Origin of the sequence: Nocardioides carbamazepini, from assembly GCF_024614185.1 — a bacterium.
Lineage (GTDB): Bacteria > Actinomycetota > Actinomycetes > Propionibacteriales > Nocardioidaceae > Nocardioides > Nocardioides carbamazepini.
Genome location: NZ_JAHTLF010000008.1, coordinates 121,508 through 132,357 on the forward strand (window position 1 = coordinate 121,508; position 10,850 = coordinate 132,357).

Below are 10,850 nucleotides of genomic sequence, written 5' to 3' on the forward strand. Positions count from 1 at the left end.
CGACCGGCGCCTATTCCCGGAGGAGTCCGGCGGCCCGGACCGCCTCCAGGAGCTCCTCGAAACCGTGATCGGGAGCACACACCACGGCCTCCTCCCCGGCGGCGCCGACGGTGACCAGGAGCCGGGCCCCGGCGAGGCGGGCGATCAGCCCGCCGGCCGCGTGGTCCCACAGGTGGACGCCCTCCTCGACGTACCCGTCGAGGGCCCCCTCCGCCACCCGGCACAGGTCCAGCGCGCACGAGCCGGTCCGCCTGATGTCGCGGATGTGCGGGAGCAGGCGGGCCACGGCGGCGGCCTGCACCTCGCGGACCGGCCGGGTGTAGTTGAAGCCGGTGGCGACCAGTCGGTGCGCCAGCGGGGCGGGCGCGCGGACGGCGAGCGGGACACCGTCGCGCGTCGGAGCACCACCGCGGTGGCCGGCGTACAGCGCGTCCTTGGCGACGTCCATCACGACACCGGCGACGACCTCGCCGGCGACCTCGGCGGCGATCGACACGGCGTACTCGGGGATGCCGTAGAGGAAGTTCACGGTGCCGTCGATCGGGTCGACGATCCAGCGCACCCCCGAGGTTCCGGCGACGTCGTCGCCCTCCTCGCCGAGGAATCCGTCGTCGGGGCGGGCGGTCAGCACGAGCCGGCGGACCAGCTCCTCGCTCGCCCGGTCGGCGGCGGTGACGACGTCGATGTCGCTGGACTTGGTCGCGGCGACCGAGACACCCCGCGCGGCGTACTCGCGGACCAGCACGGCGGCCTCGCGGGCGACCCCCTCGGCCAGCGTCCGCAGGGCCGCCGGATCCGTCATGCCCGCGGCCCCAGGCAGCAGTCGAGCGGGCAGGAGTCGTGCGACGGTCGCCGTCCGCCCAGCGCCGGCCGGGCGGTGTCCGCGCCGCGCTCGGCGGCGGCACGTTCGAGGACGAGCTCGCGCACCGCGCTCACGAACGCCGGGTGAGTGCCGGCTGACGACGCGCGCCGGGCCGCCAGGCCGAGCCGGGCCGCGGTCGCGAGCGCCTCGGTGTCGAGGTCGTAGACGACCTCCATGTGGTCGGAGACGAAGCCGACCGGGATCAGTACGACGGCACCGGTCCCCTCGGCGGCGAGCTCCTCGAGCCGGTCGTTGACGTCCGGCTCGAGCCACGGCACGTGGGGAGCACCCGAGCGCGAGCAGTAGACGAGCTCGTGAGGGCGATCGATGCCGGTCACGGCCGCCACCTCCGCGGCCACGACGGCGGCGACGTCGCGGTGCTGGGCCACATAGGCCCCACCCTCTGCTCGATCTCGGGGAGGTCCGCTGCTGTCGCTCATCGTCATCGGGATGGAGTGGGTGACGAACACCAGGCGGGCCTGGTCGCGGAGCTCGTCGGGCAGGTCGGCGAGCGCGCCGAGCACGCCCTCGACGTTGGCGGTGACGAAGCCCGGGTGGTTGTAGTAGGCGCGGATCTTGTCCAGCCGCGGCGCCACGAGGCCCTCGGGCACCGCGGCGCTCGCCTCCTCGAGGTTGACGAGGTATTGACGACAGCTCGACCACGACGAGTACGCCGACGTGACCAGGCACAACGCGCGTCGTACGCCGTCGGCGGCCATCCGCGCGACCGTGTCGGCGAGGTAGGGCGCCCAGTTGCGGTTGCCCCAGTAGACCGGGAGGTCGAGGCCGTGGTCGGCCAGGTCCTTCTCGACGGCCGCGATCAGCGCCTTGTTCTGGTCGTTGATCGGCGAGCGGCCGCCGAAGAGGAAGTAGTGCTCCCCCACGGCCTCGAGCCGCTCACGGGGGATCCCGCGCCCGCGGGTGACGTTCTCGAGGAACGGCACGACGTCCTCGGGCCGCTCGGGTCCGCCGAAGGACACCAGCAGCAGGGCGTCGTACGGGTCGGTCGGCGACTCGCGGGCAGGGGTGGTGAGGTCCGGCCTCGCCTGGTGGGGATTGGGCACCCGCCCATCGTAGGGAGGACGATGGCGACGCCATGTTGCAGACCTATCGCCAGATCTTCACGCCCGCGACGGCGCTGTTCAGCATGACCGGGCTCGTGGCCCGCCTGCCCATCTCCATGGTCGGCCTCGGGATCGTGCTGCTGGCCGAGCACGAGACCGGTTCCTACGGCTTCGCGGGCTCGGTCTCCGCGGTCGCCCTGGTCGCCACCGCCTGCTTCGCGATCGTGCAGGGCCGGCTCATCGACCGGCTCGGGCAGAGCCGGGTGCTGCCGGTCGTGATCACGGTGTGGGGAGCCGGCCTGGCGCTGACGATGGGCTCGCTGCAGTGGGGCTGGCCGCACTGGACGACGTACGCCTTCGCGGCCCTCACCGGCGCCTTCCTGCCCTCGGTCGGCTCCTGCGTCCGGGCCCGCTGGTCCTACCGCCTCGCCGACCGGCCGGAACGCCTGCACACCGCCTTCTCGTTCGAGGCCGTCGGCGACGAGACGGTGTTCCTCCTCGGCCCGATCGCCGTGACCATGCTGGCGACCGGCGTCCACCCCGCGGCCGGACTCCTGGTGGCGCTCGTCTGCGGCCTCGCCGGCACCTACGTCTTCGCGGCCCAGCGTGGCACCGAGCCGCCCGCGCACCCGCGCGGCGCTGCCACCGTCGCACGCGCGCCCATGCCCTGGGCCGCCGTCGCCCCGCTCACCCTGGTCGCGGCAGCGCTGGGCATCGTCTTCGGCGCCGCCGAGGTGGTCACCGTCGCCTTCGCCGACGAGCAGGGGCACCGTTCGCTCGCCGGTGTGCTCCTCGGGATCTGGGCCTTCGGCAGCCTGGTCGCCGGCGTCGTGTCGGGCGCGATCACCTGGCGGCGCGGCCCGCTGACCCGGCTGCGGATCGGCGCCTGCGGCATGATGCTCGCCGCCGCGCCCCTCGCCCTGGTGCCGAGCATCCCGTTGATGGCGCTCGTGCTGCTGCTCGGCGGCGTCGCCGTCTCCCCGACCCTCATCGCCGCCATGTCGCTGGCCGAGCAGGTCCTGCCGCCGGCCCGGCTCACCGAGGGCATGGCGTTCATCCAGACCGGTCTCGCCGTCGGCCTGGCTCCGGGCGCCGCGATCGCCGGCCTGGTGATCGACCACGCCGGCGCCTCGCCGGCGTACCTCGTCTGCCTGGTGGGCGGCGCCCTGACCCTGATCGGCGCACTGCTGACCCGCGTGCCGGCCGTCCCGGATAGCGTGCGTCCCCATGAGCACCCCGCTGCCGAGCGCCTGGCGTAACTGGTCGGGCCTGGAGTCCGCGAGCGGCCTCGACGTGCTCGTGCCGGCCGACGCCGCCGAGATCGCCGCCGCGGTGACCCGTGCTCGCGCCGCCGGGCGGACCGTCAAGGCGGCCGGCACCGGCCACAGCTTCACCGGCATCGCTACGCCGCGGCACGTGCACCTGCGCCCCGAGGGGATGCGCGGGATCGTCGCCGTCGACCGGGACGCCATGACCGTCACCGCGCTCGCCGGCACCCAGCTCAAGGTGCTCAACGCCGAGCTCGCCCGGCTCGGCCTGAGCCTGCACAACATGGGCGACATCGCCGAGCAGACGCTCGCGGGCGCGATCTCGACCGGCACCCACGGCACCGGCGGCCGGGCCGCGGGCCTCGCCGCCCAGGTCGTCGGCCTCGAGCTGGTCACCGGCACCGGCGAGGTGCTGCGGGCCACGGCCACCGAGAACCCCGACGTGCTCGACCTGGCCCGGGTCGGCCTGGGCGCACTCGGCGTGCTGACCACCATCACCTTCGCCGTCGAGCCGCTGTTCCTCCTCCGGGCGGAGGAGCAGCCCATGTCCTGGACCGACGCCCTGGCCGCCTTCGACGACCTGACCGCGGCCCACGACCACGTCGACATGTACTGGTTCCCCCATTCGGACCGGATGCTGACCAAGCGCAACACCCGGATGGGCACCGACCTCGACGGCGCCGCGCCCCTGCCGCGCTGGCGGGCCTGGCTCGACGACGACCTGCTGTCCAACACGGTCTTCGGCGCGCAGACCGCGGCGCTCAACACCACCCCGCGCGCGATCCCGGCCGCCAACAGGTTCGCCTCGCGCCTGCTCGGGCCCCGCACCTACACCGACATCGCGCACAAGGTCTTCACCACCGAGCGGCGCGTCGTCTTCCGGGAGATGGAGTACGCCCTCCCCCGGGCGGCCGGTCTCGAGGCGCTGCGGGAGTGCCGCACGGCGTTCGAGCGCTCCGGCCTCACCGTGTCGTTCCCGGTCGAGATCCGGGTCGCCCCGGCCGACGACGTGCCGCTGTCGACGTCCTACGACAGGGACTCGCTCTACCTGGCCTTCCACACCCACCGGCGGGCCGACCACCGCGCCTACTTCGCCCTGATGGAGTCGATCCTGCGCGCCCACGACGGCCGGCCGCACTGGGGGAAGCTGCACACCCTCGAGACCGCCGACGTCGCCCCGCTCTACCCACGACTGCCCGACTTCCTCGCGCTGCGCGACCGGCTCGACCCCGACCGGGTCTTCACCAACGCCTACCTCGACCGGGTGCTCGGTGGCTGAGCCGACACCCGGGAGCGCACGCCCGGCCTGCCCGTGCGACTCCGGCCGGACCTACGACGACTGCTGCCGCGCCTACCACCGCGACCCCGGCACGGCGCCGACCGCGGAGGCGCTGATGCGCTCGCGGTACTCCGCGAACGTGAAGGGTCTGGCGTCGTACCTGCTCCACACCTGGCATCCCGCCACCCGGCCACCGTCACTGCAGCTCGACGAGCGGATCACCTGGACCGGACTCGAGGTGCTGGCGGCCAAGGACGGCGGCCCCGAGGACCGGCGCGGCATGGTGGAGTTCGTCGCGCGCTACGCCCGTGACGGCGAGCCCGGGTCGCTGCACGAGATCAGCCGGTTCCGGCAGCAGGGCGACACCTGGCTCTACGTCCGCGGCCGGGCCCGGTGGGGGGCGTAGGCTCGTCCGAACAGATGAGCAGCAGCCAGACAGCAACAGGCACACGACCCGAGGGCAGGATGACCGACACGGCGGACGAGGGCGGCACCAGCCGGCCCGTGCGCCTGACCCTCGCCCCCGACCCGTCGGCCGGACCCGACCGGCGGCGCCTGCTGCTCGTGGACGACCAGGGCAGTGCTTTCACGCTCGACATCACGCCCGACCTGCGCGCGGCGGTGCGCGGTGAGTCACCGCGCCGATTGGAGACCTCGATGAGCAGCAGCATCCGGCCCCGCGAGATCCAGACCCGGATCCGCTCCGGCGAGTCCGCGGAAGCGGTCGCGGAGGCGGCCGGCACGTCGGTCGACGCGATCATGCCCTACGTCGCGCCCGTGCTCGCCGAGCGCGAGCACGTCGCCGCACGGGCGCAGAAGGCGTCGGTCCGCCGCACGCCCGGCGAGAGCCAGGGCGGGGCCACGCCGAACGGCTCCGTGCAGAGCCGGGTGCTCGGCGACGCCGTCGCCGGCCACCTGCGCGGCCGGGGCGGCGACCCGGACACCGTCGTGTGGGACGCCTACCGGCGGGACACGGGACGCTGGGTGCTGACCGGGACCTTCGACACCTCCGAGCGTGGCGGCGTCGCGCGGTTCACCTACGACGCTCCGGGCAACTACGTCCTCTCCGACAACGACGACGCCCGCTGGCTCATCGGCGACGTGCTGCCCGCTGCCGAGCCGACCCGCGACGACCTCCAGCAGGTGCGCGAGCGCCGGCTGGCCGCCGTGCCCGAGGAGCTGCCGCTGGGCGACCTCACCGATCCGGAGGTCGACCAGGCACTGGACCTCGCGACCGGCGAGGCCGCCGAGCCGCTGAGCCGCACCGAGCCGTCGGGCCGTGCCGAGCCGCTCGAGCCCCGCCTCGACGACGAGCCGATCCGGGCGACGACGGAGGCCGCGACGGAGGCCGAGGCTCCCGCGGACGAGGCGGCCGAGGCGGAGCGCGCCCGCCACCGTCGCCCGGTGCAGAAGAAGCGCGGGCGCGCCTCGGTCCCCAGCTGGGACGAGATCATGTTCGGCGGCGGCGACCAGTAGGGCCCACCCGCACGGGGGTCCGCGCGTGGGCAAAAGCGCGTAGCGTGCGCGCATGGCCTACTTCGTGACCGGCGCCACCGGATTCATCGGGCGCCACCTCGTCGCCGAGCTCGTCGACCACCGGGAGGGCCCGGTCTTCGTGCTCGCGCGTGCGTCGTCGCTCCCGCGCATGGAGGCACTGATCCGGCAGTGGGGCTCCGACCGGGTGCAGCCCGTCGTCGGTGACCTCGCCCAGCCCGGTCTCGGCGTCGCTCCGGACTGGGTCGCGGAGCACGCCGGGCGGATCGACCACTTCGTCCACCTCGCCGCGATCTACGACATCACCGCGGACGACGCGACCAACGACGCGATGAACATCGACGGCACCCGCCATGCGCTCGCCCTGGCCGAGGAGCTGCGCGCCGGGTGCTTCCACCAGGTGTCGTCGGTCGCCGCGGCCGGCGACTACCACGGCCGGTTCGACGAGACGATGTTCGAGGAGGGCCAGCCGCTGCCGTCGCCGTACCACCGCACGAAGTACGAGTCCGAGAAGATCGTCCGCGACGAGGCCACCATCCCGTGGCGGGTCTATCGCCCGGCGATCGTCGTGGGTCACTCCGAGACCGGGGCGATGGACAAGATCGACGGTCCCTACTACTTCTTCCCGGTGATCAAGCGCCTGCGCGACGCCCTGCCCTCATGGCTGCCGCTCGTCGGGCTGGACCTCGGCGACACCAACCTGGTGCCGGTCGACTACGTCGCCAAGGCGATGGACCATCTCGTGCACCTCCCCGATCGTGACGGCGAGGCGTTCCACCTGGTCAACCCGGACCCGCAGTCGGTGATCGAGATGATCAACGCGTTCTGCTCCGCCGCCGGCGCGCCGCGCTTCGCCACGCCCGTCGACCGCTCGATCACGACCGCCGGACCGCTCGCCCTGATCCCGCGCGTCCTGCGCCCGATGAACGTGATGAACGCCGTGGTCCGCTCCGCACCCGCCCAGCGGATCCTCGACCAGACCGTCGGCCGGCTCGGCATCCCGGCCGAGGTCCTGGCGCACACGTCGTTCCCGTCGGTCTTCGACTCGCGGATCACCGAGAAGGCGCTCGCCGGGTCCGGCATCAGCGTCCCGCCGCTGGAGACCTACGTCCGGGCGCTGTGGGGGTACTGGGAGGAGAACCTCGACGACACGACCGGACGCGATGCCAAGTCGGTGGCCGCGCTCAAGGACAAGTACGTCGTCATCACCGGCGCCTCCTCCGGCATCGGCCAGGTGGTGGCCCTCAAGGTCGCCCAGGCCGGCGGCATCCCTGTCCTCGTCGCCCGCGGCAAGGAGAAGCTCGAGGCCACCAAGGCGATCATCGAACTGCGCGGTGGTCGGGCCGAGGTCTTCCCGTGCGACCTCTCCGACCTGGAGGCGATCGACCGGCTCTGCGAGCAGTTGGTCGCCGACCTGCCGAGCGTCGACTATGTCGTCAACAACGCCGGCCGGTCCATCCGCCGCTCGCTCAAGCTGTCGCAGGACCGGTTCCACGACTTCGAGCGCACCATGCAGCTCAACTACTTCGGTGCGATCCGCCTGGTGATGGGCCTGATGCCCCAGCTCCACACCCAGCGCTCGGGACACATCGTGAACATCTCCTCGATCGGCGTCCAGACGAACCCGCCGCGGTTCTCCGCGTACGTCGCGTCGAAGGCCGCCCTGGACGCGTGGAGCAATGTCGTGTCCTCCGAGGTCGTCGGCCACGGCATCACCTTCACCAACGTGCACATGCCGCTGGTGCGGACTCCGATGATCGCGCCGACCAAGATCTACGACAAGTTCCCGACCATCTCACCGGCCCAGGCCGCCGACGTGGTGATCAAGGCGATGGTGGACAAGCCCCACGAGATCAACACGGCGCTCGGCACGGCCGGCGAGCTGGCCCACACGATCGCGCCACGGACCGCCTTCCGCGTCCTCAACCTGGCTTACCAGGTGTTTCCGGACTCCGCCGCCGCGAAGGGGCAGAAGCCCGCCTCCCAGGCGGCGGCCGCGGCCGAGGAGGCACCCGGCTCCAACCACCGCGAGACCGAACAGGTGCTGATGGCCCAGCTGTTCAGGGGCGTGCACTGGTAGCGACCGGCCGGCTCGGGTCGGCCACCCACTCGCTCCAGCTGCCCGGGTAGAGCGCGGCCGTGACCCCGGCCAGCTCCAGCGCGAGCACGTCGTGGGCCGCGGTCACCCCGGACCCGCAGTAGACCGCGATCTCGGCGCCGGCCACGGCGCCGACCTCGGCATACGTCGCGGCCAGGGCCCGGGGACTCCGGAACCGGCCGCTGTCGTCGAGATTGTGGCTGGTCGGCACGTTCACGGCCCCCGGCACGTGGCCGGCCACGGGGTCGATCGGCTCGACCTCGCCGCGGTACCGCTCGGCGGCCCGGGCGTCGACGACCACGCCGACGTCCCGCACACCGGCCACGCCGGCCACATCGACCACCGGCAGCGCACCCGGGACGGCGGTGAAGTCGCCCACCCCGGCCGCGGCGCCGGGTCCGGTCTCCACCTCGCCGCCCGCCTCCCGCCAGGCGGTCCAGCCGCCGTCGAGCACCCGCACGTCGGTGTGCCCGTGGTAGCGCAGCAGCCACCAGCACCGCGCCGCGGCGTGGGCCGACCAGTCGTCGTAGACCACCACCGGCCGGTCGCCGCGCACCCCCACCCGCCGCATCGCCGCCTCGAAGGTCCTGACCTCCGGCAGCGGGTGCCGGCCCCGTTCCCCGGGCTCGGCCGCGAGATCGGCGTCGAGGTCCACGTACGACGCCCCGGGCACGTGCCCCGCGGCGTACTGCTCGGGCCCGGCCGGTGCGCCGATCCGGTACCGGACGTCGAGGGGGGTCACCTCCCCGAGCGTGGCGCGGAGCTCGTCGACGCTGATCAGGCCTGACCTCATGGGTCGAGCCTAGGAGCCACCGCGCACCTGTGGAGGACGGACCCGCGACCGCCGTTGATCGGGCAGGCTCCCCCGCATGATCCAGGAGCCGGTCCCCACCCTGCTCGAGCGCGTGCTCCTGCGCGCGGTGCGCGAGCACGCCGCGACCGAGGGGCGCTGCCGGATGTCGCCCTTCCTGCACGTCGGCATCCCCGGCGCCGACGTCCGCTCCTTCGAGATCGTCGCCGGCGAGCCTCTCGATCTCGCCCTGCGCACCGAGCTGCTCGAGGCGATGTGCCGCGACCATCTGGACCGCGACGTCGTCCCGCTGGTCTGGCTGACCCGGACCCCCGAGGGGCACGACGTCGAGGACCTCGCCTGGGCGGCCGCCGTCGGCTGCGCGGGGCCGGAGCTCGGGGTTCGGCTCGACCTGGTCGTCGTCACCCGTCGGTCCTGGTATGACCCCCGCTCGGGCGTGGGCCGACGCTGGAGGCGCCTGCGCCGCACCTGAGCGCCGCGGGAGCGAGACGTCAGCCCCAGGTGTGGACGGGCTGGTTGTCGTGCATCCGCCGCCGATAGTCGGCCAGCACAGCCCGCAGGGCGTCGTACCGGTCGGCATCGGCGCGCTGCTGCACCTGGCGCGTGAACCAGTCCGAGGCGTTGGTGCCGCTCAGGCAGCGCTGCTCGATGACATCGAGGTAGCGGTGCGCCTCCGCCGGATCCACGCCCCACGCCGCCAGGCCCTCGTGGGCGAGGGGCAGCAGCCGGCGCACGACCAGCTCGGTCGCGCGCACCTTCCCCAGCTGAGGCCAGTAGACGTCGGCGTCGATGCCGAACCGGGCGGCGCTGTGGAAGTTCTCCTCGGCCGCGCTGAACGACATCTGGGACCACAGCGGACGGTCGTTCTCGGCCAGCGCCCGGACCAGGCCGAAGTAGAAGGCCGCATTGGCGACCGTGTCGACGACCGTCGGCCCCGCTGCCAGGATCCGGTTCTCCACGCGCAGGTGCGGCAGGCCACCGGTGATGTCGTAGACCGGCCGGTTCCACCGGTAGATCGTGCCGTTGTGCAGGCGCAGCTCGGACAGGTTCGGCGTGCCACCCGCCTCCAGGACGGTGAGCGGGTCCTCGTCGTCGAGCACCGGGAGCAGCGGGGGGAAGTAGCGGACGTTCTCCTCGAACAGGTCGAACACGGAGGTGATCCAGCGCTCGCCGAACCACACCCGAGGCCGCACCCCCTGGGCCTTGAGCTCCTCGCCGCGGGTGTCGGTGGCCTGCTCGAACAGCGGGATCCGGGTCTCGGACCACAGCTGCTTGCCGAGCAGATAGGGCGAGTTGGCCGCCACCGCGAGCTGGATGCCCGCGATGGCCTGGGACGCGTTCCAGTACGCCGCGAACTGGTCGGGACTCACCTGCACGTGGAACTGGGTGCTGGTGCAGGCCGCCTCCGGCATGATCGTGTCGACCGTCGTGTTCAACCGCTCGGCGCCACGGATGTCGATGAGGATGTCCTCCCCGCGGGCGCGCAGGATCTGCTCGCTGAGCAGCCGGTAGCGCGGGTTGGCGCTGATCACCTCGGCCCGCAGGTGCTCCGGCGCGAGGGTCGGCAGGATCCCGATCATCACCAGGTGCGCGTCGAGCGCCGCGGCCCGCTGCTCGGCGTGGTTGAGGCTGTCGCGCAGCTGGGTCTCATAGCCCTCCAGGCCACCGGCCCGCAGCGGCCCGGGCGGCAGGTTGAGCTCGATGTTGAACTGTCCGAGCTCGGTCTGGAAGTCGGGGTCCTCGATCGCCTCGAGCACCTCGGCGTTGCGCAGTGCCGGGTCGCCCGACCCGTCGACCAGGTTGAGCTCCACCTCGACGCCGGTCCACGGATCGTCGGTGTCGAAGGCCGACTCCCGCAGCATCCGCTCGAACACGTCGAGGCAGCGGCGGACCTTCTCCCGGTAGCGAGTCCGGTCGGCGGGCGTGAACTCCTGGGCCGCGACGTCGTCTCCCATGGACCGACCCTAGATCATC

At 73.1% G+C, this 10,850-nt stretch carries 10 protein-coding genes; 6 read left to right on the plus strand and 4 right to left on the minus strand.

Going from position 1 to position 10,850, the window contains the following annotated elements; translation table 11 throughout:
- Positions 1–10 precede the first annotated feature (10 nt).
- Positions 11–802 (minus strand): inositol monophosphatase family protein, encoded by a 792-nt coding sequence (locus KVF89_RS03165; RefSeq protein WP_257423290.1) that lies wholly within the window; start codon positions 800–802, stop codon positions 11–13.
- Entirely contained in the window at positions 799–1,926 is a 1,128-nt protein-coding gene (locus KVF89_RS03170; RefSeq protein WP_257423292.1) for a ferrochelatase, read from the minus strand. The genes KVF89_RS03165 and KVF89_RS03170 overlap by 4 nt, the downstream gene beginning before the upstream one ends.
- A gap of 32 nt (positions 1,927–1,958) precedes the next feature.
- Here KVF89_RS03170 and KVF89_RS03175 point away from each other — a divergent pair, with 32 nt between their 5' ends.
- From KVF89_RS03175 to KVF89_RS03195, 5 genes are read left to right on the plus strand one after another with little or no spacing between them, the layout of a single operon-like run.
- Positions 1,959–3,185 (plus strand): MFS transporter, encoded by a 1,227-nt coding sequence (locus KVF89_RS03175; RefSeq protein WP_257423294.1) that lies wholly within the window; start codon positions 1,959–1,961, stop codon positions 3,183–3,185.
- Positions 3,154–4,473 (plus strand): D-arabinono-1,4-lactone oxidase, encoded by a 1,320-nt coding sequence (locus KVF89_RS03180; RefSeq protein ID WP_257423295.1) that lies wholly within the window; start codon positions 3,154–3,156, stop codon positions 4,471–4,473. The genes KVF89_RS03175 and KVF89_RS03180 overlap by 32 nt, the downstream gene beginning before the upstream one ends.
- Positions 4,466–4,879 carry a YchJ family protein gene (locus tag KVF89_RS03185; RefSeq protein ID WP_257423297.1) on the plus strand — a complete coding sequence of 138 codons (414 nt, stop codon included), beginning with the start codon at positions 4,466–4,468 and terminating at the stop codon, positions 4,877–4,879. The genes KVF89_RS03180 and KVF89_RS03185 overlap by 8 nt, the downstream gene beginning before the upstream one ends.
- 59 nt (positions 4,880–4,938) lie before the next feature.
- Positions 4,939–5,949, plus strand: coding sequence for a septation protein SepH (sepH, locus tag KVF89_RS03190; protein WP_257423298.1), 1,011 nt, complete (start codon positions 4,939–4,941; stop codon positions 5,947–5,949).
- A 52-nt stretch (positions 5,950–6,001) separates the two neighbouring features.
- Positions 6,002–8,047, plus strand: a complete 2,046-nt coding sequence (locus KVF89_RS03195; protein ID WP_257423300.1) for an SDR family oxidoreductase — start codon at positions 6,002–6,004, stop codon at positions 8,045–8,047.
- Here the strand turns inward: KVF89_RS03195 and KVF89_RS03200 are convergent.
- Positions 8,028–8,858, minus strand: coding sequence for a sulfurtransferase (locus KVF89_RS03200; RefSeq protein ID WP_257423302.1), 831 nt, complete (start codon positions 8,856–8,858; stop codon positions 8,028–8,030). The genes KVF89_RS03195 and KVF89_RS03200 overlap by 20 nt on opposite strands.
- A gap of 76 nt (positions 8,859–8,934) precedes the next feature.
- Here KVF89_RS03200 and KVF89_RS03205 point away from each other — a divergent pair, with 76 nt between their 5' ends.
- A complete protein-coding gene (locus tag KVF89_RS03205; protein ID WP_257423304.1) occupies positions 8,935–9,348 on the plus strand; it encodes a hypothetical protein in 414 nt (137 codons plus the stop codon).
- Between the two features lie 19 nt (positions 9,349–9,367).
- Here the strand turns inward: KVF89_RS03205 and KVF89_RS03210 are convergent, their stop codons facing one another.
- Positions 9,368–10,831 carry a glutamate-cysteine ligase family protein gene (locus KVF89_RS03210; protein ID WP_257423306.1) on the minus strand — a complete coding sequence of 488 codons (1,464 nt, stop codon included), beginning with the start codon at positions 10,829–10,831 and terminating at the stop codon, positions 9,368–9,370.
- Positions 10,832–10,850: the final 19 nt, after the last annotated feature.

What these genes read in the sequence shown, in the direction of transcription:
- KVF89_RS03205 (WP_257423304.1), top strand. Translation starts at nt 8,935, where the DNA reads ATGATCCAGGAGCCGGTCCCCACCCTGCTCGAGCGCGTGCTCCTGCGC.
- sepH (WP_257423298.1), top strand. Translation starts at nt 4,939, where the DNA reads ATGACCGACACGGCGGACGAGGGCGGCACCAGCCGGCCCGTGCGCCTG.
- KVF89_RS03165 (WP_257423290.1), bottom strand. Translation starts at nt 802, where the DNA reads ATGACGGATCCGGCGGCCCTGCGGACGCTGGCCGAGGGGGTCGCCCGC.
- KVF89_RS03210 (WP_257423306.1), bottom strand. Translation starts at nt 10,831, where the DNA reads ATGGGAGACGACGTCGCGGCCCAGGAGTTCACGCCCGCCGACCGGACT.
- KVF89_RS03180 (WP_257423295.1), top strand. Translation starts at nt 3,154, where the DNA reads ATGAGCACCCCGCTGCCGAGCGCCTGGCGTAACTGGTCGGGCCTGGAG.
- KVF89_RS03195 (WP_257423300.1), top strand. Translation starts at nt 6,002, where the DNA reads ATGGCCTACTTCGTGACCGGCGCCACCGGATTCATCGGGCGCCACCTC.
- KVF89_RS03175 (WP_257423294.1), top strand. Translation starts at nt 1,959, where the DNA reads ATGTTGCAGACCTATCGCCAGATCTTCACGCCCGCGACGGCGCTGTTC.
- KVF89_RS03200 (WP_257423302.1), bottom strand. Translation starts at nt 8,858, where the DNA reads ATGAGGTCAGGCCTGATCAGCGTCGACGAGCTCCGCGCCACGCTCGGG.